The sequence below is a fragment of the Limnohabitans sp. genome (assembly GCF_044361645.1).
In the GTDB taxonomy this organism is placed as follows: Bacteria; Pseudomonadota; Gammaproteobacteria; order Burkholderiales; family Burkholderiaceae_C; genus Limnohabitans_A.
Window position 1 is genome coordinate 1 of record NZ_JBIKIL010000044.1, and the last position, 26850, is coordinate 26850.

Annotated in this window: 27 protein-coding genes and 1 CRISPR repeat array; of the genes, 20 read left to right on the top strand and 7 right to left on the bottom strand. The window is 59.9% G+C overall.

Annotation, left to right across the window (positions count from 1 at the left end):
- Positions 1-183 precede the first annotated feature (183 nt).
- From ACIQ39_RS08735 to ACIQ39_RS08745, 3 genes are all read right to left on the bottom strand, one after another.
- On the bottom strand, positions 184-309 hold the full coding sequence (locus tag ACIQ39_RS08735) for a hypothetical protein (RefSeq protein WP_396434225.1): 126 nt from the start codon (positions 307-309) through the stop codon (positions 184-186).
- Between the two features lie 236 nt (positions 310-545).
- Entirely contained in the window at positions 546-1364 is an 819-nt protein-coding gene (locus ACIQ39_RS08740) for a 2-keto-4-pentenoate hydratase (RefSeq protein ID WP_396434226.1), read from the bottom strand.
- A gap of 42 nt (positions 1365-1406) precedes the next feature.
- Complete coding sequence (locus ACIQ39_RS08745; RefSeq protein ID WP_396434227.1) at positions 1407-2300, bottom strand: MBL fold metallo-hydrolase; 894 nt, start codon at positions 2298-2300, stop codon at positions 1407-1409.
- Between the two features lie 96 nt (positions 2301-2396).
- Here ACIQ39_RS08745 and ACIQ39_RS08750 point away from each other — a divergent pair, with 96 nt between their 5' ends.
- The 11 genes from ACIQ39_RS08750 to csx16 all read left to right on the top strand — a co-directional run bounded on the left by ACIQ39_RS08750 (position 2397) and on the right by csx16 (position 13507).
- Entirely contained in the window at positions 2397-3074 is a 678-nt protein-coding gene (locus ACIQ39_RS08750; protein WP_396434228.1) for a transglutaminase domain-containing protein, read from the top strand.
- Complete coding sequence (locus ACIQ39_RS08755; protein ID WP_396434229.1) at positions 3071-3445, top strand: hypothetical protein; 375 nt, start codon at positions 3071-3073, stop codon at positions 3443-3445. Before ACIQ39_RS08750 ends, ACIQ39_RS08755 begins: the two co-directional genes overlap by 4 nt.
- 104 nt (positions 3446-3549) lie before the next feature.
- Positions 3550-4716 (top strand): CRISPR-associated ring nuclease Csm6, encoded by a 1167-nt coding sequence (gene csm6, locus ACIQ39_RS08760; protein ID WP_396434230.1) that lies wholly within the window; start codon positions 3550-3552, stop codon positions 4714-4716.
- An 89-nt stretch (positions 4717-4805) separates the two neighbouring features.
- Positions 4806-5927 (top strand): RAMP superfamily CRISPR-associated protein, encoded by a 1122-nt coding sequence (locus ACIQ39_RS08765; RefSeq protein ID WP_396434231.1) that lies wholly within the window; start codon positions 4806-4808, stop codon positions 5925-5927.
- A gap of 5 nt (positions 5928-5932) precedes the next feature.
- Entirely contained in the window at positions 5933-9001 is a 3069-nt protein-coding gene (cas10, locus tag ACIQ39_RS08770; RefSeq protein ID WP_396434232.1) for a type III-B CRISPR-associated protein Cas10/Cmr2, read from the top strand.
- Positions 8998-10158 (top strand): type III-B CRISPR module-associated Cmr3 family protein, encoded by a 1161-nt coding sequence (locus tag ACIQ39_RS08775; RefSeq protein WP_396434233.1) that lies wholly within the window; start codon positions 8998-9000, stop codon positions 10156-10158. Before cas10 ends, ACIQ39_RS08775 begins: the two co-directional genes overlap by 4 nt.
- A gap of 55 nt (positions 10159-10213) precedes the next feature.
- Positions 10214-11128 carry a type III-B CRISPR module RAMP protein Cmr4 gene (cmr4, locus tag ACIQ39_RS08780; RefSeq protein WP_396434234.1) on the top strand — a complete coding sequence of 305 codons (915 nt, stop codon included), beginning with the start codon at positions 10214-10216 and terminating at the stop codon, positions 11126-11128.
- 10 nt (positions 11129-11138) lie between these two features.
- Positions 11139-11525: a type III-B CRISPR module-associated protein Cmr5 gene (locus ACIQ39_RS08785; RefSeq protein WP_396434235.1), complete on the top strand. Its 387-nt coding sequence runs from the start codon at positions 11139-11141 to the stop codon at positions 11523-11525.
- Between the two features lies 1 nt (position 11526).
- Positions 11527-12867, top strand: a complete 1341-nt coding sequence (cmr6, locus tag ACIQ39_RS08790) for a type III-B CRISPR module RAMP protein Cmr6 (protein WP_396434236.1) — start codon at positions 11527-11529, stop codon at positions 12865-12867.
- Positions 12868-12889: 22 nt separating this feature from the next.
- Complete coding sequence (locus tag ACIQ39_RS08795; RefSeq protein WP_396434237.1) at positions 12890-13135, top strand: AbrB/MazE/SpoVT family DNA-binding domain-containing protein; 246 nt, start codon at positions 12890-12892, stop codon at positions 13133-13135.
- Between the two features lie 42 nt (positions 13136-13177).
- Entirely contained in the window at positions 13178-13507 is a 330-nt protein-coding gene (csx16, locus tag ACIQ39_RS08800; protein WP_396434238.1) for a CRISPR-associated protein Csx16, read from the top strand.
- 27 nt (positions 13508-13534) lie between these two features.
- Here the strand turns inward: csx16 and ACIQ39_RS08805 are convergent, their stop codons facing one another.
- Both ACIQ39_RS08805 and ACIQ39_RS08810 read right to left on the bottom strand, forming a co-directional pair.
- Positions 13535-13933, bottom strand: coding sequence for a putative toxin-antitoxin system toxin component, PIN family (locus ACIQ39_RS08805; protein ID WP_396434239.1), 399 nt, complete (start codon positions 13931-13933; stop codon positions 13535-13537).
- A complete protein-coding gene (locus ACIQ39_RS08810; RefSeq protein ID WP_396434240.1) occupies positions 13930-14157 on the bottom strand; it encodes a hypothetical protein in 228 nt (75 codons plus the stop codon). The genes ACIQ39_RS08805 and ACIQ39_RS08810 overlap by 4 nt, the downstream gene beginning before the upstream one ends.
- Before the next feature lie 72 nt (positions 14158-14229).
- Here ACIQ39_RS08810 and ACIQ39_RS08815 point away from each other — a divergent pair, with 72 nt between their 5' ends.
- Together ACIQ39_RS08815 and cas6 are read left to right on the top strand one after the other, a co-directional pair.
- Positions 14230-15366, top strand: coding sequence for a Card1-like endonuclease domain-containing protein (locus tag ACIQ39_RS08815; RefSeq protein ID WP_396434241.1), 1137 nt, complete (start codon positions 14230-14232; stop codon positions 15364-15366).
- Positions 15345-16286: a CRISPR system precrRNA processing endoribonuclease RAMP protein Cas6 gene (gene cas6 / locus ACIQ39_RS08820; protein ID WP_396434242.1), complete on the top strand. Its 942-nt coding sequence runs from the start codon at positions 15345-15347 to the stop codon at positions 16284-16286. Before ACIQ39_RS08815 ends, cas6 begins: the two co-directional genes overlap by 22 nt.
- Here cas6 and ACIQ39_RS08825 read toward each other — a convergent pair.
- Both ACIQ39_RS08825 and ACIQ39_RS08830 read right to left on the bottom strand, forming a co-directional pair.
- Positions 16283-17587 (bottom strand): type II toxin-antitoxin system HipA family toxin, encoded by a 1305-nt coding sequence (locus tag ACIQ39_RS08825; protein WP_396434243.1) that lies wholly within the window; start codon positions 17585-17587, stop codon positions 16283-16285. The two genes, cas6 and ACIQ39_RS08825, sit on opposite strands and share 4 nt — an antisense overlap.
- The gene (locus ACIQ39_RS08830; RefSeq protein ID WP_396434244.1) at positions 17587-17922 is read right to left on the bottom strand and encodes a helix-turn-helix domain-containing protein; all 336 of its coding nucleotides are present in this window, start codon (positions 17920-17922) and stop codon (positions 17587-17589) included. The genes ACIQ39_RS08825 and ACIQ39_RS08830 overlap by 1 nt, the downstream gene beginning before the upstream one ends.
- A gap of 155 nt (positions 17923-18077) precedes the next feature.
- Between ACIQ39_RS08830 and ACIQ39_RS08835 the strand changes: the two genes are divergently transcribed.
- From ACIQ39_RS08835 to ACIQ39_RS08865, 7 genes are all read left to right on the top strand, one after another.
- On the top strand, positions 18078-18362 hold the full coding sequence (locus ACIQ39_RS08835) for a hypothetical protein (RefSeq protein ID WP_396434245.1): 285 nt from the start codon (positions 18078-18080) through the stop codon (positions 18360-18362).
- A gap of 12 nt (positions 18363-18374) precedes the next feature.
- Positions 18375-19442, top strand: a complete 1068-nt coding sequence (gene cas1, locus ACIQ39_RS08840; protein WP_396434246.1) for a CRISPR-associated endonuclease Cas1 — start codon at positions 18375-18377, stop codon at positions 19440-19442.
- A gap of 18 nt (positions 19443-19460) precedes the next feature.
- Positions 19461-20258, top strand: coding sequence for a CRISPR-associated endonuclease Cas1 (locus ACIQ39_RS08845; RefSeq protein WP_396434247.1), 798 nt, complete (start codon positions 19461-19463; stop codon positions 20256-20258).
- A gap of 3 nt (positions 20259-20261) precedes the next feature.
- On the top strand, positions 20262-20657 hold the full coding sequence (gene cas2, locus ACIQ39_RS08850) for a CRISPR-associated endonuclease Cas2 (protein WP_396434248.1): 396 nt from the start codon (positions 20262-20264) through the stop codon (positions 20655-20657).
- A 63-nt stretch (positions 20658-20720) separates the two neighbouring features.
- Positions 20721-24139: direct repeats of the CRISPR family, unit length 33 nt; unit sequence GCCAAACCCAAGCCCCGAAAATCAGGGGATTAA.
- 24 nt (positions 24140-24163) lie between these two features.
- Positions 24164-25138, top strand: coding sequence for a hypothetical protein (locus ACIQ39_RS08855; protein WP_396434249.1), 975 nt, complete (start codon positions 24164-24166; stop codon positions 25136-25138).
- A gap of 70 nt (positions 25139-25208) precedes the next feature.
- Positions 25209-26129 carry a hypothetical protein gene (locus ACIQ39_RS08860; protein ID WP_396434250.1) on the top strand — a complete coding sequence of 307 codons (921 nt, stop codon included), beginning with the start codon at positions 25209-25211 and terminating at the stop codon, positions 26127-26129.
- A gap of 2 nt (positions 26130-26131) precedes the next feature.
- Entirely contained in the window at positions 26132-26536 is a 405-nt protein-coding gene (locus ACIQ39_RS08865; protein WP_396434251.1) for a hypothetical protein, read from the top strand.
- The last annotated feature ends 314 nt before the right edge of the window (positions 26537-26850 follow it).

A 26850-nucleotide genomic window follows, 5' to 3' on the forward strand; every position in this document is an offset into this window, starting at 1 on the left:
GAGCGTGGTGACCATTCCAGCGTCATTGCGAGCGAAGCGTGGCAATCTGCAGCGTCATGGCGAGGCGCTTAGCGACGTGGCAGTCCATGGATCGCTTCGTGCCTCGCGATGACGGGAAATTTCCTCGCGATGACGGGAAAATTCCTGGCGGTGACAAAAAAGAGCGTGGTGACCATTCCAGCGTCATTGCGAGCGAAGCGCGGCAATCTGCAATGTCACTGCGAGGAGCGAAGCAAACTGCAGCGTCACTGCGAGGCGCACGGCAAACTGCAGCGTCACTGCGAGGCGCGCAGCGACGCGGCAGTCCATGGATCGCTTCGTGCCTCGCGATGACGGGAAAATTCCTGGCGATGACGGGAAAATTCCCGCGATAACGGGAAAATTTCCTCGCGGTGACAGAAAACAATTGGGGGCTGGCCCCAATTCATTCTTTGCGCGCGCATCTCATCCGGGCAAAGACCCGGGGTCTGGAGTGCACCCAGGCTTATTGACAACACCTGCTGCACGCACTGGGATACGCCATCGCGTCCGAGATGGCCCAGACCTCACCGCTGCATGTCCGCGCTCAAACTGCCCAGGGGCGCAGAAAATTCGGCCCGCCACTGCTCACCGGCTTGCAGCGGCCAAGCGTCGGTCCAGGTGCCGGTGGTGACCACGTCGCCCGCTTGCAGGTCCACCGCGCCGGGGCATTGGCGCAGCTCTTTCAAAAAGTGGTGCAAGGCGTTGAGCGGGCTGTCGAGCACGTTGGTGCCGGTGCCCTGCTCCACCGCCTGGCCGTTCTTGAACAGCGTGACGCGGGCCTGCGCCAGCAACTCGTGCAAGGCCTGCGCGTCCGCCGCCACGCTGTGCACGGGTAAGCGCTGACCCACCAGCAGCCGCGCGTGCAAGCCGCTGTCGGCCATGGTGTCGGTGGCGGTGAATTTCCAGTCCAGGCCGTGCGACTGCACGACTTCAAAACCGGGCGCGAGCCAGTCGATGGCTTCAAACAACTGCTGCATGCTGGCGTTGGCCGCGGGCGTGGCCTTCATGCCGAACACGATTTCGGGCTCCAGCCGGGGCTGGCAGGTGCGGGCCAGGTCGATGTGGCCTTGGGCATGTCCCGGCTCGCTTGCCGCGCCAAAGACGAGGCCGCTGTCCCACACCGTGCCCCACATGGGGCCAAACACCTCGTAGCGCTGCCACAGCGTGCGGTTGGTAAAGCCAATCTTGTAGCCCCTGGGCACTTCGCCGCGCTGCTGGCGCAGTTGGCGCACGGCCAGGGCTTTTTGGTAAGCCGCAGCGATGTCGGGGCCACCCACCACGCCGGGCGGCAGGCCCCATAACCGGGCCTCGTCGTGGTGCTGCAAGAGTTGTTCGGGGGTCATAGAAGGCTCCTGTTAAAGATCAAAAGTGGAAGTACAAGGGATTCACAACGCCACATAGCGGCCATGGTCGTGGTGGGCAATTTGCCCTGTCGCCAGCAACTCGTCCAAATGCATGCCAATCGTGCGGCGCTCGGCGCAAGGCACAAAGGGCACGTCATAGCCTGGCGGGTACAGCAGGCGGCGGCTGACCAGTTCATGAAGGCTGTGCGGGGTCTGCAAGTAGCTCAGCAACTGCGCGCTGCGCTCGTCGATCTTGCTGGCAAAGCGCGCCAGATCGGCCAAAAACTGCGCCCGGTCGGTGACCACCGCCTTGTGGTGCGAGGTGACCCAAATGCGGGCATCGAGCTCGGCCACCTTCTTCAGGGTTTGCCGAAAGTCGCTCAGGCTGGAGGTGGCGTCGCCGTAGTACGGGCCAAAACCGCTCAGGTCAATGTCGCCAATAAAGGCCAGGCCTTCGCTCTCGACCACCAAGGCGCAGTGGCCTGCGGTGTGGCCGGGCAGGTGCTGCGCCCGCACGCGCACGCCGCCACCCAGGTCCCACAGTGCGCCGTCGCTGTAGCCGGTGGCGTCGGGCCGGGGCTGGTAGTGAAAATCTTTTTGCACGATGGCGTGCATGGCCTCCAGCACCTCGGCGGGGTAGCCGTAGTGCTGGCACATGCCGTCCCAGGATTGCGCGGCGGCCAGATCGGCCTCGTGCACCTGCACGCGGGCGTGGGGCAGGCGGTGCAGCCCGGCCATGTGGTCTTCGTGCACATGGCCCAAGATGACCAGGTCCACCTTGTCGAGCTCGGGGCCAATGCGGTTGGCCACCTCGGGCGTGTCAAAGGCCACACGCGTGTCGGCCCCCTGCACGATGAGCTGGTTGCCGTCGGGGTATTTGCCCGCCTTCTCACCCAGGTGCACGCTCACCGCGCCAAAACGCAACACAGACGACATCACAGACTTTCTTGAACTGCGCCCCACCCAGGGCGCGACAGCCCACTATAGCCAGCGCGACATCGCAGCGCTGGCACACGCGCTACAGTGCGCTGCATGACCGACCTGCCCTGCCCCGCCACGCTGGCCGCCACGGCCTTGATCGACAGCGACCACCCCGACGTGATCGCTTTGGCGCGCCAGCACGCGCAAGGCGCCACCGAGCGCGAGCGCGCCGTGTCGCTGTACCTGGCGGTGCGCGACCGGTTCCGTTACGACCCCTACCGCATCGACCTGTCACCCCAGGGCATGCGCGCCAGCGCGGTGATTGCCCAGGGCGCTGGCTGGTGCGTGCCCAAAGCGGCCTTGATGGCGGCGGCTTGCCGGGCCGCAGGCCTGCACGCCCGGCTGGGTTACGCCGATGTGCGCAACCACCTGAGCACCGAACGCTTGCGCCAGACCATGCAGACCGATGTCTTCATCTGGCACGGTTATGCCGACATCTGGCTGGACGGCCAATGGGTCAAGGCCACGCCCGCCTTCAACATCGAGCTGTGCGACAAATTCGGCCTGCTGCCGCTCGAATTTGACGGGCAACACGATTCGATCTACCACCCCTTTGACAAATCGGGCAACCGGCACATGGAATACGTGAACCAACGCGGCAGCTTTGACGACATGCCGCTGGCGCAAATCGTGGCCGACTTCCAAACCGTCTACAGCGGCTGGATGGCCGAAAAAGCCCCTCTGCACCAAGCCAGCTTCGAGCAGGATGTGGCGAAAGAAACGCGATGACCCAGCGCGCACTGGTTTTGCTGGACTCGATTGCGCTGGTCAACGCCAGCCATGCAGGCACAGTGATCGTGTCGGGTTCGCACGGGGGGCTGTCGGCCTCGCACTTTGTGACCGCGCAAACCCACAAGCCTTTCGCGGTGGCCTTCAACGACGCCGGTGGCGGCAAAGACGATGCAGGCCGCGTGGCGCTGCGCGAGTTGCAGGCGGTGGGCGTGCTGGCCATGTTGTACGCCCACACCTCGGCCCGCATTGGCGAAGCGCAAGACGGGCTGGACAACGGCGTGGTCAACGGCCTGAACGCGCTGGCGCTGGCGCACGGCCTGCAACTGGGCATGCAAGTGTCAGACGCGGTGCGGCATTTGGGGGGCTGAGCCATTTGGGGGGCTGAAATGCATGAAGCCCATTGCATGTGGAACACCACCACGGCAAGCTTGCCAAATGGCTCAACCCCCTCGGAATTACCGATACTTGGTGCATGCATGAACACCAAACCATACCCATTCCACCCACAACCAACACCGCCAGAAAAAAAATTCTGGTCTGCGTGACCGGCTTATCCCCTCAAATCGTCACCGAAACGCTGTTTGCCTTGAGCGTGGCGCAATCGCCAAGCTGGATTCCCGACGAAATCTGGCTCATCACCACCCAACGGGGTGCCGACAACGCCCGCCTCATGCTCTTGTCAGACGAGCCGGGTTGGTTCCATCGGCTGCGCCAGGACTGGGGCTTGCCGCCCATGGCCTTTGACGCCTCGCGCATCTGCATCTTGCAAGACCATGCCGGCCAGCCACTGGATGACATCCGCGACGACCAAGACAACCAACGCGCCGCCGACGGCATTGCCGATCTGGTGCGCCGATTGAGCGAAGACCCAGACACCGAAATCCACGCCTCCATCGCAGGCGGGCGCAAAACCATGGGGTTTTTCATGGGTTACGCCATGAGCCTGTGGGGCAGACCGCAAGACCGGCTGTCGCACGTCTTGGTTTCATCGCCGTTTGAATCACGATCCGAATTTTTCTACCCGACGCCCACGCCGCACATCATCCCTGCCCGCGCACCCGGACAAGACCCGCTGGACGCCAGTACCGCCAAAGTCTGGCTGGGCGACATCCCCTTTGTGCGCCTGCGCAGCCTGCTGCCTGTCAGCATCACCGAACAAAACAGCGGTTTTGCCCAAGCGGTAGCGGCGGCCAACCAGGCTCTGGATCAAATCGATCTCACGATCGACACTGCCCAGTCCTGCGTGCGCATCAACCACCACCAGATTGCTTTGCCGCCCATGCAAATCGGCCTGTTGTGCCTGCTGGCTTGGCGCTGTAAACACCAACTGCCGCCGCTGCCTGCGCCCTCCAAAGAAGGCGACGACCCGGAATGGAAACAACAAGCGCGCCAAACACTGCGCCTGGCCATGGGCGACATGCATATACCGGGCAGCCTGGACGCACGCCTGAACGACAAAGAACCGATAGGCAACACCTTCAGCCAGCAGCTGTCCAAAATGGAAAAGACCCTGCGCAACAGCGGCGCCCTGCCCCTGAGCGGCTTGATTGCCCGCGAAAACATCGGCACCCGAGGCCGTCAACAAGGCTACCGCCTCAAGCTGCAAGCCGAACGCGTGCGCATCGTCCAAACGACTTGACTGCGCGGCAAGCTTGCCAAATATTTTGAATACCAAAGAATCACTTATAGTGAAGCGGAATTCCCAATTTTTCAAAAACAGCTCAACCCATGCAACAGCGGCAACTCCATATTCAGTTCCACACCCCCGCCTTTTTGGGTGACGCCAACCAAAGCGGGCGCTGGCGCACCCCGCCTTTCAAGGCCCAGCTGCGCCAGTGGTGGCGTGTGGCGTATGCGGCGCAACAGCAGTTCGCGGTGGACGTGCGCGAGATGCGCGAAGTTGAAGGGCGCTTGTTTGGGCATGCCTGGCTGGAGAACGACAGTTTTGTTCACGATGGAAAACGCGTCGACACCGCAGCCCGAAAAAGCGAAGTCCGCATCCGGCTGAACAAGTGGGCTGATGGTCAACTCAAAAGTTGGGACAGGCTGGAAGCGGCCACAGTACACCACCCTGAAGCGGAAAAAGTGCGCTACCAGGTTGGGCCACACGCTTACCTGGGATATGGCCCGTTGGACGGGCGTGGTGGCACCAAACTGCAAGACAAGCAAGGCAAACCCAACGCAGCTATACAAGCCAGCGAAGATGCGGAACTTGCCATCGCCTTTCCAGACGAGCAGGCACAGAACTTGGAGCACGCCCTGCAACTCATGAACCTGTATGGCACCGTGGGTGGGCGCAGCCGAAACGGCTGGGGCTCGTACAGCCTAACGCGGCTTGACGGCGAGCCCATGGCCGTCACTGCAATCCCAACCCAGGCACTGCCCCAATGCCTGAGCGTTGATTGGCCTCTCGCTTTAGGCGCCGACAGCCAAGGCGCGCTGATTTGGCAAACGCAGGCCCATAAAGACTGGACTGGGCTGATGAGGACCTTGGCTGAAATCAAGATCGCGCTGCGCACTCAAGCTGCATTCAAATTTCCGCACGCACAACCTGACGGACAAGTCCATGACCGGCACTGGCTGAGCTACCCCATTACGCGCCATGACGTGAACGACTGGAAGCGCAAGAACCTGCGCCTGCCCAACCAGCTGCGTTTCAAAGTCCGCCCCACGGCAGATGGGAAATTGGCAGGTCTGATTTTTCACATGCCCCACAAACCGCCAGTGGACTTTGACCCAAGGCCAGCAGAGCTTATGCGCATATGGGGTCTGGTCCACAAGCACTTGGATGGTTACGCCCACCCCAGTGCAAACAGCGCACACCTGACATTGACCCGCATCACCGCCTGAACACCATGACCCAAGACTCCACGCCCAGCACCGTCTGGCACACCAAAATTGCCGCCCGCATCCACGACCCGGCCGAAAAAGCGCTGGTGCTCATGCGCGACCCTGCGGGCCACGAAAACGGCACCTCGCTCGCCCTCAGCCGCCTCATGGGCCTGAAAAACTACAACGAAGAGGACGACACTGCCGAGCTGCGTCCCCTCAACGCCATGGTGTTCAAGGCCAGCCTGCCGCGCGGCATGTACAAAACCGTGCAGCGCGCCGACTGGTGGGCCGCCGCTGCCGACCGGCCACAGTGGCCGATGCAAGAAATCGCGGTCGTCACAAAAAAGGGCGAAGAGCTCACCCTCAAAGTCTCCGAGGGCTCGCAGGTGCGTTTCTCCAGCCAACCCGTTCTGATCCACCCGCTTTCGGGTGAACAAATCGACCTGGGCCAGCTCAAGGAAACCGAGGTCAGCGACATCAAAGATCGCAGCTACGACCACCACCTGGGCATCCTCAAAGCCCTGGGCATTCAAACCGGCGAGCCCCACGACATGCGCCGCACCCTGCTGGCCCTTTGGCGCTTTGCCCCCGAGTTGAGTGAAACGCAAGACAACGGAACGCTGGGCGCGCTCTGGCACCTGCTGCCTGCCGACACCCGCGTGCCCGACCACAGCATCTGGGACCATCTGGACCTGACCAGCGCCTTTGCCGGTGCCTTTGCCGCCGATCCGCAGCAGGAAGTGGCCTTGCTCACCGTGTCGCTGGGCCCGGTGCAAAGCTTCATTGCCGCCGCCCGCTCCACCAGCGACCTGTGGGCCGGCTCGCACCTGCTCTCGCGCTTGGCTTGGGAATGCATGCGCCCCCTGTGCGAAGAACTCGGACCAGACGCCGTGCTCTTTCCGCGCCTGCGCGGCATCCCACAAGTGGACCTGTGGCTGCGCGACCAGATGCAGCTGCCCACAGAACTTTTCAAAGAATGCGAATGGCAAAAGGGCGCAACCGACGCCAACCCCCTGTTCAGCGCCGCCCTGCCCAACCGCTTTGTCGCCGTGGTGCCAGCAGCTCAGGCGCAAGCCCTGGCCCACAAGTGCGAACAAGCCGTGCGCGACTGGCTGCAAAGCACCGGCCAAGACGTGGTCCATCGCCTGCTGCAAGCCGCTGGCCTGAACACAGCAGGCGAGCAACACTGCCACCAACAAATGCGAGAGCAACTCAAAGGCTTCCCCGAAGTGCACTGGGCCGCCGTGCCCTTCTCGCTCATCCGCCCGCGCAACGCCGACAAGCAAAACGACCTCGACACCACCCAGCTCAGCGCGGCCATGGCCCCGTACTTTGGGGTAGTGCCGGGTAAAGACGCTGGCTTTCTGGCCAGCCCTGCCTGGCAAGTGCTCAAAACCGACATGGCCTGGGACGACCGCACCACTTTCTGGTCGCCCAACCCCGGCACGCTTTACCCGGCGGTGTTCGATCTGGCCGAGCGGGCGCTGGCCGCCGCCAAAGCCTCGCGCAGCTTTGAGCAACTGCCGCAATACGGCTGGCGGTGTTCACTCACGGGTGAAAGCGAATGGCTCACCACCGACCCGGCACAGCTGCAAAAGTCTTATCGCCAACAAAAAGACACGCTGTGGGCCAAGGTGCACCAAGCCAAAAAATCCTGGGCCAAAGCAGGCGAACATCTGGGCGGCCTGGCCGCGCTCAAGCGCCTGTGGCCCAGCGTGTTTGCCGATGAAGTGGGCCAAGCCACTGGTAAAACTGTAGGCCGCTTTGTGGTCTCCACCCACACCATGGCACTTGCCAGCCAGCTTGACGACTGGCTTTTGAAAGGCGCACCCGCTGGGCCGGACTTTTCGGACGCTTATCAAAAGCTTGAGCCTGAATCTGTGGCTTTGCCACGCCGCCTCATGCGGCATGAGAGCAACCACGTTGAAGACGCCAAGGTGTTGCCAGGCTTGCTCGAAGCCGCCCGGGACAGCGAAGAACCCAGCGCCTACGAACACGCCACCAAAGTCGTGCGAGGCACCTTGGGCGTGGACAAGCTCGAAACCTACTACAGCCTGCTGATGATGGACGGCGACCGCATGGGGGCTATTCTTGCGGGCGACGAGGCCACCCACACCGCCATCTCCTATCTGCAAAGCTTTCACCCCAAGGTGCAAAGCGGCTTTGCGAAACAAGCCGGGCGCAACGCCAAGCTCAAAGCCTACGGCGACCAGCCCCGCGCCATCAGCCCCAACCGGCACCTGGCCATCTCCGGAGCGCTCAATGATTTTTCGCAAACCGTGGTGCGCCACGTGGTGGAACAAGAACACCTGGGCCGCGTGCTTTATGCAGGCGGCGACGACGTGCTGGCCATGCTGCCCACGGCAGACCTGCTCAGTGCCATGCAGCGACTGCGCCACGCCTACAGCGGCAGCGCGCCCCACAACGCCAAAACCAACTGGGGCATGTTGCGCAACCACCACGGCGATGTGCGCCATCAGCTTGTGCTCAACAAAGGATTTGCCTGGCTCAATGGCCGCCTCATGCGCATGATGAGCCCACAAGCCACCGCCTCCACCGGCGCCGTCATCGCCCACCACCAGGCCCCGCTGGGCGCGGTGCTGCAAGCGCTGCGCGCTGCTGAAAAGCGCGCCAAAAACGAGGGCGGACACCGTGGCGGCAGAGATGCTTTTTCCATCACCGTCGTCAAACGCTCAGGCGGCACCCTCAGCCTGACCGAACACTGGGGCGAGCCCATGGACTTGCTACACGCCCTCATTGCCTTTTTGCGCGCCGAAGGCACCAGCCGCCGCGCGGTGTTCAACAGCCTGGACTGGATGCGCGACCTTCCTGAGCCCACCAGCGCCGACACCACCACCATGCTGGCCACTTTGCTGAGCTACCAGTTTGACCGCCAATCCCAAGCTGGCAGCCAAACCAATAAAGACGCCCCTGCCCTGGCCCAGCGACTGGCCACACTGTGTGCAGCACAAACAAAGCAGCCCTTGAACTGGCTGGCCAATTTCATGGGCGTGGCCGAATTCCTGGCGCGCGAAACCCGCACCGGCGCCACCCCCTTCCAACAGCCCACAGCCACTGGAGCCCCCTCATGAGCGCCGCCACCCCAGACCTGCAACACCGCTACATCGAGCCGCTGGACGTGCTCTTTCTGCGCGGCAACAAACTCTTTGGCGACCCCGGCAGCCACGGCGAATCGCTGGTGCCCCCCTGGCCCAGTGCCGCCGCAGGCGCGCTGCGCAGCCAGGTGCTGGCCCATGACGGGGTCGACCTGCGCGCCTTTGCCCAAGGCGATGTGGATCACCCCAGCCTGGGCACGCCCACGGCACCGGGCAGCTTTGCGCTCACCGCCTTCACGCTGGCGCGGCAAGCGGCGGGCGGCAGCGTCCACACACTGCACGCCCTGCCTGCCGACCTGGTGGTCACCAAGAACAACGCGGCCCTTTCCATCCAAAGCCTGCGCCCCCAACCGCCCAGCCACGGCCTGCAAAGCTCTGGCAGCTTGGTGCAAGTCCCCGTGCTTCCAGAAGCCGTGCGCCGCAAAGCCGAAACCGGCCTGTGGCTCACTCAGACTGGCTGGCAAAGCTACCTGAGCGGCCACCTGCCCAACCCCACCACCGACTTGGTCGAAACCCGCGAACTCTGGGCTATCGACGCCCGCGTTGGCATAGGTATGGACGCTGGCACCCGCAGCGTCGAAGAGGGCAAGCTCTTCACTGCGCAAGCCGTGGCCTTCAAGCCTGGCATCGGCTTTGTGGCCAGCGTGCGCGGCACCCCACTGCCCGAGCAAGGCACGCTGCGCCTGGGCGGCGACGGTCGCGCAGCCAGCAGCCAAAGCGTGGCGCACCAAACACCCCAAGCCGACCTGCACGCCATTGCCGCCCAGGGGCGCTGCCGGGTCGTGCTCACCACACCCGGTTTGTTTACCCAGGGCTGGCTGCCCAACGGCTTTGCCCCGCAAAGCGACGGCCAGCACTGGCTTGTGTTGCACGGCGTACGCGCCCGCCTGGTGTGTGCCACGGTGCCGCGTGCTGAAACCATCTCGGGCTGGGACTTGGCCCGTTGGCAGCCCAAAGCCGCCTTGCGCGCCGCACCCACGGGCAGCGTGTACTGGCTGGACCAATTACAAGCCACACCCGAGGCCCTTGGCAAGCTTGCCGAAAGCGGTTTTTGGTCTGTCGCCTGTGAAGATACGCAACGCCGCGCCGAAGGCTTTAACCGCTTCGCCTTGGCCGCCTACGACTGCGCCTAAGACCTGCCGCCCCCACAGACACACAACGACTTTTTTAGATTTCCAAGGACTCACCATGTTTGAACAACAAGCCGCCGTTTTTTTGTATGCCGTCAGCCCCGTCCACATGGGCGCGGGCCAAGCCATTGGGGTGATTGACAACCCCATCCAGCGCGAACGCCACACCGGTCACCCCTGCTTTGCGGGCAGCGGCATCAAGGGTGCAGTTCGCCACAGTTTCAAAAATCTGGGTGGCGTTGAAAACCACATCAGCCGCTTGTTTGGTCCTGAATCGGGCAGCGCAGACCTGCACGCCGGTGCCGTCAGCTTTGGTGACGCCCAAGTCGTGGCCCTTCCCGTGCGCAGCCTCAAAGGCGGCTTTGTTTACGCCACCTGCCCGCAAGCCATCGCACGCGCCCAGCGCCTGCTGGCCCACCTGGGCCTGACGCGCCAATGGCCTGCCCTGCCCGAGGTCAAACCAGGCACCTGCCTGACCAGCCACACTGCACAACTGGGCGGCAAAGACGCAGACCGCCTGCACCTTGAAGCTTTTGAATACCAAGCCGCCGACAAAGCCTGCGCCGCACTGCAAACCATCGCCCAAGACCTGGCTCAACATGGCCTGCCAGCTGGCGACGGCTACAGCTTCTTCCGCGACAAAATGGCCACCGATCTGGTGGTACTCAGCGACAGCGACTTTGACTACTTCAGCCAACACGCCATGCTGATCGAGCCGCATGTGCGCATCGAAAACGAAACCGGCACCGCCAGCGACGGCGGCCTGTTCTACACCGAGAACCTGCCCCCCGAATCGCTGCTGATTGCCCCACTGCTGGCCAGCCAGACGCGCAGCGGTAAACCAGAAGAACTCATCGACGCCATCACTGTCATGGCCCACATGAAAGCCGTGCTGCACAGCAAGCTGCTGCAAGTGGGCGGCGATGCCACCACCGGGCGCGGCCTGGTGGCCGCCACTGTGATGTGCAAATAAGGAGCACGCCATGAACACCGCCACCCAAACTGCCCCGCTCACCCTGGAACAACAGCGCGCGCAAAACGCCTGGGACCAATGTGCCAGCTACAACAAGGAGCACGTCAATATTGCCAAAGGCTTGCCCGCGCTCATCATGAACAGCGGGCTCATGCAGGTACTGGCCTTTTGCCATGAAAAAGGCAAAGCCAACGAACAAGTAGCGACCCACCTGCGCACTTGGTTGAATCTGCGCTTCAACGGTGTCGCCCGCGATCCTGGCTTTGAAATTTTTATGCAAAGCCTGCTCAAGGCCCAGCCGACTGACTACCAGGCCATCACCACCGAGGCCTATGCCTGGCTGCGCTGGATGCGACAAATGTCATCGGCCCGTCTCAAGCAAGACAAGAAAGACTGACATGCCTATTGCCGCCATACCCGAATACCTGGGCAATGACTTCAAGTCTGCATCCCCCGGACAACGCTTTGGCATGTACCTGCCCATATGGACGGCCCGCGCCGACCAAGAAGCCGATGTTCGCAAACGTGCCGAGGCCAAAAGCCGAGAAGGTGACGAAGTCAGTAGCTTACTCAGCAAAGGCATGGAAGCCGTCATTGCTGCTCTGCGCCAGCGTGACCGCAAGCCCTTGGCCGGACTGTGGGACAAAAACGACTTCGCCTCGCGGCAAGCTTGGCGCGATGTCTGTGCGCTGAACAAAGGCGACATTGAGCGCATAAAAGCACTTGTTGCTCGACAAAGTGAACAGGTCACGACCTTTGGAGCTTCTGACCTACTGCGACTGCAAGCCACCGCCATCGCCCCCTTCACCACTGGCCTGGGCAACGAGCACCCTCTGGAAAACGGCTTTGCCTTCCTCAACCCCTACGGCCTTCCGTACTTGGCAGGCAGCGGTGTCAAGGGCGTGTTGCGCGCGGCTGCGCAAGAGCTGGCCAGCGGCCAATGGGACAGCAAAGAATGGCATCACGCTGAAGACCTGCACCCCGAAGTACACAACAAACATGGCCAACGCATGTTTGACGCCAGCGACCTCGATGTGCTCTTTGGCAGCGAAGCCCTGAACGGTGAAAACCACCTGCGCGGCGTGCTCAGCTTTTGGGATGTGATTCCGCAGATCGAGGGCAACAGCCTGATGGTCGAGATCATGACCCCGCACCAAAGCCACTACTACCAAGACAAAGCAGTGGCTGGCAGCACCAGCCCGCACGACAGCGGCTCGCCCAACCCCATCAGCTTTTTGACCGTGCCGCCCAACTCCCGCTTTGCTTTCCATGTGGTGTGCGACACCGCTCGCCTGCAAGATTTGGCCCCCGATCTGGCCAACAACGAACGCTGGAAAGCGCTGCTCACCGAAGCGTTTGAACACGCTTTTGCCTGGCTGGGTTTTGGTGGCAAGACATCGGTGGGTTACGGAGCCATGGAGTCCGAGGCCATGCGCCAACAAAAACGGGATGAAGCCAAAAAGCGTGAAGACGAAGCCAGAGAGCAAAAAAAGCAGCAAGACGCGCAACGGCAAGAGCAAAGCGCTCAGGCATGGGCTGGCGCCAAGGTCAAATTCAACCGCGCCAACAAATCACTGAGCGTCGAAAAAGACGGCCAAACCGCCGTCGCCTTGCAGCCCAAGGGTGAAGAACTGCTGGGCACCCTGCCGCCCGAGTTGCGTTCCAAGATCATGGGCAACCAGTTTGTCAAAGTCACGGCCTTTGTGGCCGAGGGCGTGCTGGTCAGGGTGAGCGCTTGAGCGCCGACGCGTCATGTTTGCGATGAAGATCTCTAAAGGTGGCCGCGTGGTGATACCGGCCACCCTACGTCGCCTGTTGGCCGTGTCAGAGGGTGACACCGTCATCTGGGTCGTTCACGACAACGAGGTGCGCTTGACCACCCGCAAACGCCAGCTCGACCAAGCGCGCGCTTTGGTGCAACAGTACATCCCAGCAGGAAGTGCGCCCGATCTGGTGGACGAGCTGATTCAAGACCGCCGCAAAGAAAATCTGAATGAAAGCAAGTAAAGCCACAGAGGGACTCTGGCAAACCCAGCACACCCGCATCCTATGACCACCCTCTTCATCAGCCGCCACCCCGGCGCCATCGTCTGGGCTGCGCAGCAAGGCCTGCGCATCGACCAGCATTTGACCCATCTGGATACAGCGCTCATCCAGCACGGCGACACCGTCATCGGCACCTTGCCCGTCAATCTGGCGGCGGCGGTTTGCCAACGTGGTGCGCGGTTTTTCAACCTCAGTCTGGACCTGCCCGCCCACTGGCGGGGCCGCGAACTCAGCGCCAGTGAATTGCGCCAGTGCAACGCTCGGCTGGAGGGCTTTGACATCCGCTCGCACGACCAGTCGCTGGATCAATGGGCCTGTCAAGGTCAGGCCTGAAAAAACCATGCGCCAAACCCAAGTGCCTCAATCCATGCGACTTTGTGCAAAAAGCTGCATCCAAGCATCGCGTGGACTCAAGATCTGCATGCTCCCCCGCGCACCCCAGCCCAACACTCGCCGGTCCCCCGTGACAAACACCGCAGCTCCAGCGTTCAGTGCCGCCTGCACCAGCCTTGCATCGTTGTCATCTGCGGGTTCATCCACATCGGGCACGCATGCGGCTTCGGCCCAAACCGCGTCAAACAAAACCTGCGCCTGGGGCAGATGCGCAAATTTTCGGCCTAAGACCTCGTGCGCTTCTTGTTGCACCAGCCGTGTGGTCACCAGCCAAGCGCGCTGGGCAGACTCGGTCAATATCGCCTCGCACAAACCTGCGAACACCGTGGCCGACAGCCACACATTGGTGTCCAAAAAAACCTTCACGACACGTCTCGCAAAATGTCCTCCTCGGTCAGCCAGCCCGACTGCCGCGCTGCGGGGCCCAGTTCAGCATGCGCCGCTTGCAAAGCTGTCCGCAAGCGATACCCCCGCAAGGACTCGGCCAGCAATTCCCGCACCACCTCGCTCTTGGTCTTGCCCGTTTGCTCGCAAGCCAGCTGCAAATCGCGCTCTTCGCGCTCGGTCAAACGCACGGTCAACGTACTCATATCAGTCCTTTCTGCGCACCTCTCCGATGCGTATGACATCGTAATACAGTCACCTAACTTGTGCAAACCCCCATGAACACCCCCGCCCACACCCACCTCATGCTCGTGTCCGAGCAAGCCGCGCCCAATCTGCTGCCCGCACTCGACCCGGCCATGAAACCCCAAGAGGCTGTGCTGCTGGTGAGCCAAAAAATGACCGCCCGCGCGCAGGCATTGCAAGCCGTGCTCCAAGAAGCGGGCATCAAAACCCACACGGTCTCCTTGCCCGACGAGCACGACATGGCCGCGCTAGAAAGCACCTTCATGGACATGGCCACCCAGCGCGAAGGCCAGTCCATCGCCCTGAACGTCACCGGCGGCAACAAACTCATGGCCTTGGCTGCGCAAGCCGTGGCGCAGGCTGCGGGTTGGCCCGCTTTTTATGTGGACGTGGACACCGACCATGTGGTCTGGCTCGACAAAACCCGACCCGCCCAAGCCCTGACGCAACAGCTGCGCTTGCGTCACTATTTGCGGGGCTACGGTGCCACCCTGACACAAGGTGTGGACCGCCCACAGCCCAACCCAGCGTGGCAAACCCTCATGGCCGATCTGGTCCTCAACGTCGGCACGCTGAGCGAGCCGATCGGACAACTCAACTACCTGGCCCAAGAGGCCAAGAGCAGCCTGCGCGCACCGCTCAACGAGAGGCAACTCGACAGCCGCAGCCTCGAAGCCCTGCTGAGAAAATTCGAACACGCCCAACTGCTGCAAGTCAAAGGCGCCAGCTTGCACTTTCCCAGCGAAGCGGCACGCGCTTTTGCCAACGGCGGCTGGATCGAGCACCACGTCTACCAAACCGTCAGCCAAGTCACCGGCCCCCTGGCCATTCGTGACAAAGCCGCCAACCTGCAAGTGCAAGACATCAGCGGCCAGCCCAACGAAATGGATGTGGCCTTTTTGGCCCGCAACCGGCTGTTTGTCATCGAGTGCAAAACCGCGCGCATGGACAACCCCGAAGACCTCAAAGCCAACGACACGCTGTACAAACTTTCAGAGAACTGCCGTCGCATCGGCGGCCTGGGCACCCGGGGCATGCTGGCCACCTACCGCCCGCTGCGCGAATCGGAGTTGCGCTTGGCCAAAGCCCTGCACATTGAGGTCGTGGCCGGTGCTGCACTCGCCAGGCTGGACGAAAAACTCAAACAATGGGTCAAACCCACCACCTGACGCGGCAAAACCAGCCCCAAGCCATGCACACCATCACCCGCATCACCGTCACCATCGAAGCCACACAAACCGTCGCTTGGCCGCACTATTCAGGCAGCACCTTGCGCGGCGCCTTTGGCCGAGCCCTGCGGCGCACGGCCTGCCTGACCGGCCAAGACAAATGCGCGGGCTGCCCTCTGCGCAGCAGCTGCGCTTATGGCGTGGTGTTTGACCCTGCAGCCCCAGCCCAACCCTTGCACCCCTCATTCAGGGACGGTTTGCCGCGCTTTGTGGTGCAGCCCCCTGCGCTGGGGGCGTGCCAACTGCCCGCCGGGCAAAGCCAAAAGTTCAATTTGCTGTTCTTGCCTGGCACTGACACGCACCACGGCTTGATCGAACACATCTTGCGCAGCGCCGTCGAAAAAGAACTCTTTCAACCCGGCCTGTTCAAACTCTTGAACACCCAAGTGAGCCAGGACCCTGTGCCGCCAAATGCAACGCAACACCCAGCATCAGCATCAGCGCCACCGACCACAGACCACATCACCCTGCGCTGGCTCACCCCTTTGCGCCTGCAGCGCCTGGGCAAACCCGTGTTCAAGCCCCAACAACTCGACGCAGAGGCTCTGGTGCGCGCCTTGTTGCTGCGCCAATTGCAGTGGTGCCAACTGAGTGGGCAAAGCGTGCCTGACCCCCAAGCCCAGCTTGCAGCAGCCAGTGCCTGCACAGCCGATACCAGCCTGATGCAATGGCACGACATGCAAAGGTATTCACACACGCAAAAAGACAAACTTCCGCAAGGTGGCCTGGTGGGCAAGACCACACTGAAAGGGCCGCCCCAAGCACTGCAAAGCTTGCTGCCCCTGCTGCAACTGGGCGAACAACTGCATATTGGCAAATCAACCGTGATGGGCCTTGGCCGCTTGCGGCTCGGCGCTTAGGCCAAAAGGGCCTTCGCCTCTGCCAAGGCCACGTGTTCAAACGCAGGCCTGAAATCGGCCATTTCAGACGCCTGCAAGCCCACCTCGGCAGACACGGCCACCTCTTTCCATCGCTCCACCGCGGCCAGTACCTGCGCCAATACAGCCATCGCTTGCACAGCTGACAACTCAAAACGAAAAGCCTGCGACAGCAATTGCTGCACCGAAGTGATCGGCCCGGTGTCTTCGCTCAACCAGGTTTTAGACTCTGCCGCCTTGTCAGGAAACGGGTTCAAGTCAAACGCAGGCGACAAGCGCCAAAGCTTGTGGTCGCCATACAAAAAACCGATGTTTTGCAAATGGTCATCCACGTTGGTGATCAGGTGGTTGAACACCAACCTGCGCCACAACTGCCTGGCATCGCTGGCGAAGTTCTCGCATTGGGTCCGCATCACGTCCAAAATTTCGGTGTAAGAATGCGCCTCGCCGCGCCGCGCTTGCAGCATGGTGGCCCCCGAGATGTAGGGAATGCGTTGTTGATCGGGCGTTCTGTCAAAGCGCTGGATGATGGCCACCGGACCGCCCTGCACCATCAACACCCGCGCCGATGCGCTGTTGATGCCCGCCAAACGGGCCAAATGCAAGGCCAACACCTCGCCCCGTGTGACCGCGCGCTCATCATCCACACTGGGAAACTTGCCCAAGCACAAAGTGCCATCCACATCTTGCAAGGTGCATTTGGGACGCATGCCCCCCAAAGAGGTGCCCTTGCCTTGCAGATAAGCCAAATCAGCGCTCGTCTCCTGGCGCAACTCCACGGCGCGCGATGCGCTCAAAATTTTCTCCAACTCCAAAAACGCAGGCGTTGCGCGCTCGCCATGGGCCACACTGCGCAGGTACTGCCCTTGTTCGTTGCGCAAACGCAGCGCGCCGACGCGGCTGAAATCATCCACAGCAGCCAAATAATCCACCTCGGTCAACGGGCCCAATGCCGCATCTTTGGCGCGGGCTTGGGCATGCGCCCGCGCAATCACACGGCGACCCCAGGCATCGGGTTCAGTATCGGCAAGCGCGCCCATAAAGCAGCTGTCGTTGGGCGCCGCTGGCTTGTGCAATTGATAGCCCAACACCCGGCGCAGATCGGGCGACACATCAAAACTGCGTGGATGCGTCAACCACGCCTCGCTGTAGGCAAACTGAGAAAATTCGCGTTGGCCGTCTTTGACAAAAATGAGACGCCCAACCGGGGCCTCTGCCTGGCCCAGAAAAACATCCAGCGTTGTCCTCGCGGGGCTTGATTTGAAAGCACTTTTGGCCGACATCAAAACGCCCCAGATGCCGGTGTTTTGCGCGACTTGCGCACCCGCTGGGGCAACTGCTCGTCCATCAAGGCCAAGCCAATGGCGTCTTGGGGCGTATCGAGCAACTGGTCAAGCTGGCCCAACTCGCCAAACACCTGCATCGCCCGGGCGAAATGCACCAGCGCTGTGCCCGGGTAACCCGCCTCCATGCGCCTGAGCGTGTTCACAGACGCGCCAATGCGCTCGGCTACATCTTGCTGGGACAAATGTCTGCGCCGACGCGCCAGCGACATCGCCTGCCCCAAACGGGAAAGGCTACGCGAGACAGGCAAAGGAATCCGATCATCTTTTTTCATAAAACGCATTTTAAAGCGTCTTATGCAATTTAAATATCCAAATAATGCATTTAAAAAAAGAAAACCCAAAAACTCTGAACAATAAAACAAAACCAATATGCGCAGCAAGCTTGCCAAACGCAGCCCCAGCGCCAAAGCACTGGACACTGGCGGCCATGAACACACGCCACCTGTTCCTTGTCGGCTACGACATCCGCGAAAACCCCATTCGCCGCCGCGCCCTGCGCGACGTGCAACACCACGCGCTGGGTGGGCAAAAGTCGTTTTACGAATGCTGGCTGAGCGTGGGCGAGCTGCAAACCCTGCTCGCCCAAATGCGCCAGCGCATCCACAACGACACCGACCGCGTGGTCTTCATCCGCCTGGACGGCCGCAGCCAAAGCCTGCAACTGGGCCAGGCCGAGCCCATCGACAACGCCGACTACTTTCACATTGCCTGAAGCACGCCCCACATGAGCACCCTCTACATCGACCGCCAAGGCAGCCAACTCCACGTCCAGACCGGCGTGCTGCACATCACCACGCCCAACGGCGAGGCCGACCGCCGCCTGCCCCTCAAATACCTGGACCGCATCGTCTTGCGCACCGACACCCAGCTCAGCAGCAAAGTGCTGTGCGCACTGGCCGACAGCGGCGTCAACCTCATCGCCCTGGGCGGACGGGGAGGCCAAAAAATAGCCCAAATCACCGGCACGCCCCACAACGACGCACGCCGCCGCTGGCAACAAGTGCTCACCCTGAGTCAGCCCGAGGCTTGCGCACAACTGGCGCACGGCATCATCCACAGCAAAGTCAAACGCCAGCGCGCCGCACTGGCCCACATCGCCCAACAAAGGCCCGACATCCGCAAACCCCTGTTCGACGGACAACAACGCCTGGGCCGCATCCTAGAGACACTGCGCAGCAAGCCAGACACGCACACGCTCGACCAACTTCGCGGTTTCGAAGGTGCCGCCGCCGCCCTGTACTTTGAAGCCTATTTCAGCGCCTTTGCCCCAGCGCTGGGGGCCACCGGCCGCAACCGCCGCCCACCGCGTGACCCCGTCAATGCCGTGCTCTCGCTCAGCTACACCATGCTCTATGCCCAAGCCACGGCTGCTTGCTGGGCCGCCGGGCTCGACCCCGCCCTGGGCGCACTGCACACCCTGAGCCACGGCCGTGCAGCCCTGGCCTGCGACCTCATGGAGCCCTATCGCCCCCTGATCGACCTGTGGGTCTGGCAACAATTTCGCCAAGGCACATTGCGCGCCGAACACTTTGGCCACGACGGCGCAGGCGCCTGCCTGCTCAGCAAAGCCGGGCGCGGCCACTTCTACCCCGCATGGGAGCAACAAGCCCAGCACCACCAGCGCAGCCTGCTGCGCTATGCCCGAGCCATGGACAAAGCCCTCATGCACAGCAGCCCCCAAGCGGCGTGGTCGCACCTGATGGACACCCCAGTCGACCCGACAAACGACACCACAAACGACCCAACAAACGCCCCAACAAACGACAGCACAAACCACACCGCCACCGATTAAGACAAGCACAACCGCACCATGCACAACCGCACTCTGCACCCTTGCGCCATGAACGCCATGCCCTTGTACCTGCACAACGGCAGCGCCCAGCGCCTCGACTTGGACGCCGCCCAACGCCTGCGCATCGAACGCAAAGACCTGCCCGAGCGGCGCATCCCACTGCACCACGTCTCGCGCATCGTCTGCAGCAGCACGCTGGACATCAGCGCCAAAGCCCTCATGGCCTGCATGAAAAACGGCATCCCCCTGGCCGTGATCGACCCCAGCGGCCAAACCCTGGGCTGGTGCCTGGGCGCACGCCGCAAAGAAACCAGCCTGCGCCAACTGCTCACCCACGCCCTGGACGACCCAGCCTGGACCAGCCACTACCCCGACTGGCTAAAGCAGCAACACGCCGCCATCGCCGCGCAAACCCTGCTGTTGTGCGGCGTGCCCACCACCGCCACAGCACGGCACAACCCCAGAGTCGCCCTGTGCAATGCCCATTTTGTGAAACACCAACAAGGCTGTGCCCAAGCCGTAGACGCTTTGGCCCTGCTGGCCCAACACGAATTGGCCGCCCAACTCGTACAAGAAACCGGCGCACCCGAACTGCTGGCTTGGCATCGCCCAGGGCTCAACCTGATTGCAGACCTGGGCCAAGTCATTGGCCTGCACGCCCACACCGACCTGCACCATGCCCCCTTGCTGCCCACGCCAGACCAACTGACAGCCTGGGCCGTTAAAAACTACGAACGCCACGCCGCCCACTGGCAGCAACGCATCGGACAACTGATGTACGCGTTTGAACAATTTTTGCGCAACCACTGGCTCTAAAACATGACAAAACCCAGCACCCGCAGCCTGCCCATACCGCACAGCCATGCCCAGCGCTGGCTGCTGGCCCACGACATACGCGATAAAAAACGCTTGCAAAAAGTCTGGCGCTACCTGCGCCAAGAAGGCGTGCGACTGCAATATTCGGTTTACCTGCTGGCGGGCACGCGACACCAAGTCGAGGCCATCCTCGAACGCCTGCGCGAACTGATCGACGAAAGCGCAGACGACGTGCGCATCTACCCGCTGACCGAAAACACCCGCATCTGGGGCCTGGGCACCCAATTCAACGAAGGCGGCAACACGCTGTGCGATGCTTTTGTGGATAAACTCAAACAGGCGGACATCGGCACCCCAGACACCCTGGAAGACAAAGACCCAAGGCTCAACATTTCATGACTGGAATTCATTGGCAAACAGCCACGCAAGTGATTGAAGCCATTGGATTTTTTGGATTGAGGAGCCAAACCCAAGCCCCGAAAATCAGGGGATTAAGACACGTGTAGCCCATTTGGGCTTGCCACGCCCTGAGGCCAAACCCAAGCCCCGAAAATCAGGGGATTAAGACGGGGGTCTATGCTGTGCCCCTCAAGGGCATTGGCCAAACCCAAGCCCCGAAAATCAGGGGATTAAGACACGGCGGCTGTATCGTACGTGTAGCCCATTTGGGCCAAACCCAAGCCCCGAAAATCAGGGGATTAAGACGCCAAGCCCCCGGCCAGAAAGGCCTTTCCGTTTTTGCCAAACCCAAGCCCCGAAAATCAGGGGATTAAGACTGGAGCCCGTGGGCTACACTTTTTCTCGGCCAGCCAAACCCAAGCCCCGAAAATCAGGGGATTAAGACTTCGAGGCGTTCACGTACCCAGTCAATGCGCGCGCCAAACCCAAGCCCCGAAAATCAGGGGATTAAGACTTGTAGGGGTAGCCGTCAAGCACCCCCACAAAGGCCAAACCCAAGCCCCGAAAATCAGGGGATTAAGACCCCTGCTTGTAGGGGTAGCCGTCAAGCACCCCCAGCCAAACCCAAGCCCCGAAAATCAGGGGATTAAGACAGTGCATATTCGTACAAATACGCTGCACATCGAGCCAAACCCAAGCCCCGAAAATCAGGGGATTAAGACCCAGATAACTCTACTTCCTATCGCGTGAACATGGGCCAAACCCAAGCCCCGAAAATCAGGGGATTAAGACCTACTTTTGAGATTGTAGCCAAGCCGCTATAAACGCCAAACCCAAGCCCCGAAAATCAGGGGATTAAGACCCGAACTACGGCATCAGGCTCGGTATTGCTACGCCAAACCCAAGCCCCGAAAATCAGGGGATTAAGACGAAACGTGTTGTTTGACCTTATCGGACATGGTTGCCAAACCCAAGCCCCGAAAATCAGGGGATTAAGACCGTTTAAGGCGACTGTATGGACTCGGGGCATGGTGCCAAACCCAAGCCCCGAAAATCAGGGGATTAAGACTCAGTCATTCTTGCATTAAGGGCCAGTGTACTAGCGCCAAACACAAGCCCCGAAAATCAGGGGATTAAGACGCGCTCTTCACGTTTTTCCCGCACCGCCATTGGCCAAACCCAAGCCCCGAAAATCAGGGGATTAAGACGGCCAAGGCGGTGGCAGTGTAAATGGTTTTTGGCCAAACCCAAGCCCCGAAAATCAGGGGATTAAGACGCGTCAAAGTTGAGCGGGTCTGTTGATTGGGGCGCCAAACCCAAGCCCCGAAAATCAGGGGATTAAGACGCGCGAGCTGATCGCAGACCGCCTGCTTGCCAGCCAAACCCAAGCCCCGAAAATCAGGGGATTAAGACGTGACTGATGCGGTCGTGTTGGTGTTGTAAGTCAAGCCAAACCCAAGCCCCGAAAATCAGGGGATTAAGACTAGCGCCCCGCGCCCAGCGTAATGCCCCGGGCGGCCAAACCCAAGCCCCGAAAATCAGGGGATTAAGACTCGAGCAGAGGATAGGCGGACATTGCGGGTGGGCCAAACCCAAGCCCCGAAAATCAGGGGATTAAGACGTTTTTAACATGGGCTTGAACTTTTTGGGCTTGGGGCCAAACCCAAGCCCCGAAAATCAGGGGATTAAGACATTTGGCCACTACCAGGGCCGAAGCTGCCCTAAGCCAAACCCAAGCCCCGAAAATCAGGGGATTAAGACGTCAGCTTCGATTTCATGCAGAATTTCAGACTCGCCAAACCCAAGCCCCGAAAATCAGGGGATTAAGACTGTCGTATTTCGCCAAGGTCTCGCCTCGGTCGGCCAAACCCAAGCCCCGAAAATCAGGGGATTAAGACGGCCATGCGCGAGCGTAGCCTTTTGAAATGCAGAGCCAAACCCAAGCCCCGAAAATCAGGGGATTAAGACGCCATATTTGCCGTTAGTCAGCGGCCCTGCAAACGCCAAACCCAAGCCCCGAAAATCAGGGGATTAAGACGGCGAGAATTGTGTAGTCAATGGCGGATTGTGCGCCAAACCCAAGCCCCGAAAATCAGGGGATTAAGACCCAAGCAGCCGCTCGTCGCTTTTGTGGGCGTAAGCCAAACCCAAGCCCCGAAAATCAGGGGATTAAGACAAAAAGCAGTTCGACAGGGTTGGTGATGCGCTGCGCCAAACCCAAGCCCCGAAAATCAGGGGATTAAGACACGAGCGGCCCGCCGTAAGCATCTTGAAACAAGGCCAAACCCAAGCCCCGAAAATCAGGGGATTAAGACAGACCTTCAACGATCTTTAATCCCTCTTCCCTGCGCCAAACCCAAGCCCCGAAAATCAGGGGATTAAGACGCCGGTGATCAGGCATTCGGGCCGGTAAATCGGCCAAACCCAAGCCCCGAAAATCAGGGGATTAAGACCTTTACCCGTGACAGTGGACAATGCGGTAAAAGCCAAACCCAAGCCCCGAAAATCAGGGGATTAAGACTTTTGTTGACGTTCTTCGAGTTTTTCTCTAAAGCCAAACCCAAGCCCCGAAAACAGGGGATTAAGACTCATGGCTGTCCTTTCTGTGGTGTGGCAGGGGCCAAACCCAAGCCCCGAAAATCAGGGGATTAAGACACAAAATACCAACCCATGCCGTTGGCAAAAAGGCCAAACCCAAGCCCCGAAAATCAGGGGATTAAGACGAACGGTTTTCGTTTTTTTACCGCTTGTATACGAGCCAAACCCAAGCCCCGAAAATCAGGGGATTAAGACGAATGTCGCGGCCTTGTGACCCCTGTTAGTGAGGCCAAACCCAAGCCCCGTAAATCAGGGGATTAAGACATGGAACGCTGGCAGTCATGGTTGTCCATGCGCGCCAAACCCAAGCCCCGAAAATCAGGGGATTAAGACGAGTCTGACTGGCTGGGGCCATACAGGATACCAGCCAAACCCAAGCCCCGAGAATCAGGGGATTAAGACGGTCTTGAGCGATGCCATGCAGTCACCCGCCAAAGCCAAACCCAAGCCCCGAAAATCAGGGGATTAAGACTTTCGTGACTTGAGGCATGGCGGCTAATGTGGCGCCAAACCCAAGCCCCGAAAATCAGGGGATTAAGACGAAAAGCTAAGCGGTATTCCTCCAGCTCCTTCCGCCAAACCCAAGCCCCGAAAATCAGGGGATTAAGACTCACAAAGGATGAAGCAGCGAAGCGCCGCCTCAGGCCAAACCCAAGCCCCGAAAATCAGGGGATTAAGACGGCTGTTACTGGACCTTGGGGCTGTGGCTGCAGCGCCAAACCCAAGCCCCGAAGATCAGGGGATTAAGACAACATAGCCTGCCAATGGTTTATCGGCATAGAGCCAAACCCAAGCCCCGAAAATCAGGGGATTAAGACGTGTTTCGATTCGTGCAAAGCAATGGCTACCAAGGCCAAACCCAAGCCCCGAAAATCAGGGGATTAATACTCATTTTCAACAATCCCCCCATGAAACACCTCACTGCGACCCTTACCAGTGCCCTCATCGGCGTTTTAGTCACTCACGCGGCTCATGCCGCAAACGATCTTGATTACCTACAGGAAATCAAGGTCCCCAAAGAGCTTCCTAGTGCGCAAGCTTTTCAGGGGAGCAAGTCCACTTATTACCTGAAAATTCCGAACTTCTTTGGGTCAGAGCTCGTCTCGGCTGCCGACAATCGCTTGAGCTTTAAAACCACTGGAGAAACAGCGGTTTTTGTGCAGTTCAAGAGCGCTGTTGTAGCTGCCACCCTGCAAGAACAGATGCGCAGTCGAGGCTTCAAAATTGCAGAAAGTCGTGAAAAAGCCGATCTTGTACTCGGTGGTGAAATCGTCTACCAAGATCAGCACTTTCCCAACCCGCCTCGCAGAATTGCCTTCACTGAAAAGCTCGATCCACCCAAAGGAAGTTTTGGTGGTGGCAATAAAACCGTCTCGATGGCTGCATTTGAATTAGCCCCTGTGTACCTTGCCAATGGCGTGTCAGCGAGTGCTTTCGGCGCCTCCTTGATGCTAAATTTATTTGAGGTGACAGGAGCTAGCAAGCTATTTGCAGCGCCCGCTGATCAAAAGAACTCAGAAAACTTCTTGCTTTTGGACTGCTACGACAAAGTTTCGAGGAAGTCCTCTTCTTGCATCAGCGATGACCAACTTCTTCTGAGCTACAGGGGAAAGGTGCGCGTGCAAGCAATCGATATCAAAGCCTTCATGGGTAAACCCGGCAGCTCATCAAGTGATTTCAAGCGTGTACGAGTAGTTTCACGCTCGCTCGATAGCCGAGGCGGCACCGAAAGTCGATTGGTTGAGCTGCTGGCTGATGCGATGAATGAGCTTGTCTCCGGGCTTGGGGATGAGCCTCAACAAGCGCCCCAATTAGGCACCAATGCTGCGCCATCTGAAAGTTTGCCAACAGAGGACGTGTCCGCCACTGGTCAGAAACAATGAAATTTCTGCTCACCTACGTGGCTTTGATGGTTGTAGCTGTCGCATCGCAAATAATTTCAAAAATCAAAACATGAAATCAAATGCCAAAATTCTTACCGTAGCTTTTGTCTTGCTTTTGAGCGCGGCAAATGTCAAAGCTCAAGTCATCGACTATCTCCAAAAAATTGACTACCCAGAGGAGTTGCCACCTCTTGGTGCGATGCCTCCTGAGCGGGCAACTTACTTCCTCAAAATGCCCAGTGCATTTGGCGTTGAAGTCCTGCCCTCAACCGAAGCCGCCTTGAAAATGCCTGAAGGCAAAACCGATCAAGCTGTTTGGGTTGAATTCAAAAGCGCCGTCTTGACTACGGCGATCAATGAACAGCTGAAGGTCCGTGGTGTTCGCATTGCAGCGAGCAAAGAGTCCGCTGAACTGCTGTTGCGTGGCGAGGTGAGCTATTTCAGTCAGAACCACCCTTATCCCGCCAAACGTCTCGTTTTGGACGAACGACTTGATTCGGCTGCACTTTTGGAGGGCGGATCACCAGACGGCTCCAGGACCGTTGCACGGTCTGCTTGGGATTTGGCTCCAGCTTACAAATTTCGTAACGCAGATCCACTGACATTCGGTGTAGGTGTGTTTGCGGCGCTGTTTGACGCTACGGGCTTAAGCTCGGCCTTGGCAAAAGCACGCAACGACGACGAAAAGATGAAAAACGAGTCGTACCTGATGGTTGATTGCTTCGATAAAACGACACGAAAAGCCAGTTCATGCCCCAGCGAAGCGCAGAGACTGGACAGTTATCGCAGGAAGATTCGGCTGCAGGCAGTTGACATGAAGGCTTATTTCGGTGCCCCTGGGGCCTCTTCTGCAGACACTCAACGCGTACGGATCATCAGCCGCCAGCTTGACAGTCGATCTGCAGCTGAAGTGTCTCTTGCCCAGCTGCTGGGCGCGAACGTCAATGCACTGGTTCAGGGTTTGGGCGATATCCAACCCCTCAAAGAGTAACTGTGCCCGCCCGCGTCTTTTTCATCCTGCTGGCCACGCTTATGCAAACCCCGGCATGGGCGCTGGATGCAATGGACCCCGGGTACATTGCCAAGATGGCCAAGGAGACTGGCAGGCCTGTCAAAGCACTTTTAACGGGTCCTGCAGGTCAATACCTTCGCTCGACCTTTCAAACGTCCGCACCAATCTATGCCGAAGCCATCGCCCTGCGCAAAATTGATGGACAAACCGAAGCCCCGAAAATCAGGGGATTTAGACTTGAGACCAGCGAAAGTTTTGGCACCTATCAGGCGTTGATCGCCGCCGACCCCAGCGCGGTCGGTACAGCTTTGGCGGCACCCTTACCCTGGTCGATGTGTATTTGGCTTCCCAAGTCGAAAGTCTGCGCCACCGCCATGTTGACATGACCCGCTGGCCCCTGATCAGCGGCATCGTCAAGGCCTGCGGCGAAATCAACGCCTTCCAAAAAGCAGCACTGAACCAGGCTGATGCCTGAATTTGGCAAAATTCCGCCCCCCAGCGCCATTCATGATACTTTTACCCCCTGTTTTTGATACTTTCAAAATAAATACCTAGGTACTCTATTTTTTGGGGTTTAATCTCGGCTTTTGTAGCTTGTACAAGGTGCCGTCATGTCCACCCTCTTCTCCAGCGAGCGTGCCCTCACCGTCAGCAGCCCCGCCATTCCCCAGCTCGCCGGCCGGCCTGCCCTGGTGCCCCT

Excerpts from the sequence above, each read along its gene's own strand:
- ACIQ39_RS08735 (WP_396434225.1), bottom strand. The coding sequence starts at position 309 with ATGGACTGCCGCGTCGCTGCGCGCCTCGCAGTGACGCTGCAGTTTGCC.
- ACIQ39_RS08740 (WP_396434226.1), bottom strand. The coding sequence starts at position 1,364 with ATGACCCCCGAACAACTCTTGCAGCACCACGACGAGGCCCGGTTATGG.
- ACIQ39_RS08745 (WP_396434227.1), bottom strand. The coding sequence starts at position 2,300 with ATGTCGTCTGTGTTGCGTTTTGGCGCGGTGAGCGTGCACCTGGGTGAG.
- ACIQ39_RS08750 (WP_396434228.1), top strand. The coding sequence starts at position 2,397 with ATGACCGACCTGCCCTGCCCCGCCACGCTGGCCGCCACGGCCTTGATC.
- ACIQ39_RS08755 (WP_396434229.1), top strand. The coding sequence starts at position 3,071 with ATGACCCAGCGCGCACTGGTTTTGCTGGACTCGATTGCGCTGGTCAAC.
- csm6 (WP_396434230.1), top strand. The coding sequence starts at position 3,550 with ATGCATGAACACCAAACCATACCCATTCCACCCACAACCAACACCGCC.
- ACIQ39_RS08765 (WP_396434231.1), top strand. The coding sequence starts at position 4,806 with ATGCAACAGCGGCAACTCCATATTCAGTTCCACACCCCCGCCTTTTTG.
- cas10 (WP_396434232.1), top strand. The coding sequence starts at position 5,933 with ATGACCCAAGACTCCACGCCCAGCACCGTCTGGCACACCAAAATTGCC.
- ACIQ39_RS08775 (WP_396434233.1), top strand. The coding sequence starts at position 8,998 with ATGAGCGCCGCCACCCCAGACCTGCAACACCGCTACATCGAGCCGCTG.
- cmr4 (WP_396434234.1), top strand. The coding sequence starts at position 10,214 with ATGTTTGAACAACAAGCCGCCGTTTTTTTGTATGCCGTCAGCCCCGTC.
- ACIQ39_RS08785 (WP_396434235.1), top strand. The coding sequence starts at position 11,139 with ATGAACACCGCCACCCAAACTGCCCCGCTCACCCTGGAACAACAGCGC.
- cmr6 (WP_396434236.1), top strand. The coding sequence starts at position 11,527 with ATGCCTATTGCCGCCATACCCGAATACCTGGGCAATGACTTCAAGTCT.
- ACIQ39_RS08795 (WP_396434237.1), top strand. The coding sequence starts at position 12,890 with ATGAAGATCTCTAAAGGTGGCCGCGTGGTGATACCGGCCACCCTACGT.
- csx16 (WP_396434238.1), top strand. The coding sequence starts at position 13,178 with ATGACCACCCTCTTCATCAGCCGCCACCCCGGCGCCATCGTCTGGGCT.
- ACIQ39_RS08810 (WP_396434240.1), bottom strand. The coding sequence starts at position 14,157 with ATGAGTACGTTGACCGTGCGTTTGACCGAGCGCGAAGAGCGCGATTTG.
- ACIQ39_RS08815 (WP_396434241.1), top strand. The coding sequence starts at position 14,230 with ATGAACACCCCCGCCCACACCCACCTCATGCTCGTGTCCGAGCAAGCC.
- cas6 (WP_396434242.1), top strand. The coding sequence starts at position 15,345 with ATGGGTCAAACCCACCACCTGACGCGGCAAAACCAGCCCCAAGCCATG.
- ACIQ39_RS08825 (WP_396434243.1), bottom strand. The coding sequence starts at position 17,587 with ATGTCGGCCAAAAGTGCTTTCAAATCAAGCCCCGCGAGGACAACGCTG.
- ACIQ39_RS08830 (WP_396434244.1), bottom strand. The coding sequence starts at position 17,922 with ATGAAAAAAGATGATCGGATTCCTTTGCCTGTCTCGCGTAGCCTTTCC.
- ACIQ39_RS08835 (WP_396434245.1), top strand. The coding sequence starts at position 18,078 with ATGAACACACGCCACCTGTTCCTTGTCGGCTACGACATCCGCGAAAAC.
- cas1 (WP_396434246.1), top strand. The coding sequence starts at position 18,375 with ATGAGCACCCTCTACATCGACCGCCAAGGCAGCCAACTCCACGTCCAG.
- ACIQ39_RS08845 (WP_396434247.1), top strand. The coding sequence starts at position 19,461 with ATGCACAACCGCACTCTGCACCCTTGCGCCATGAACGCCATGCCCTTG.
- cas2 (WP_396434248.1), top strand. The coding sequence starts at position 20,262 with ATGACAAAACCCAGCACCCGCAGCCTGCCCATACCGCACAGCCATGCC.
- ACIQ39_RS08855 (WP_396434249.1), top strand. The coding sequence starts at position 24,164 with ATGAAACACCTCACTGCGACCCTTACCAGTGCCCTCATCGGCGTTTTA.
- ACIQ39_RS08860 (WP_396434250.1), top strand. The coding sequence starts at position 25,209 with ATGAAATCAAATGCCAAAATTCTTACCGTAGCTTTTGTCTTGCTTTTG.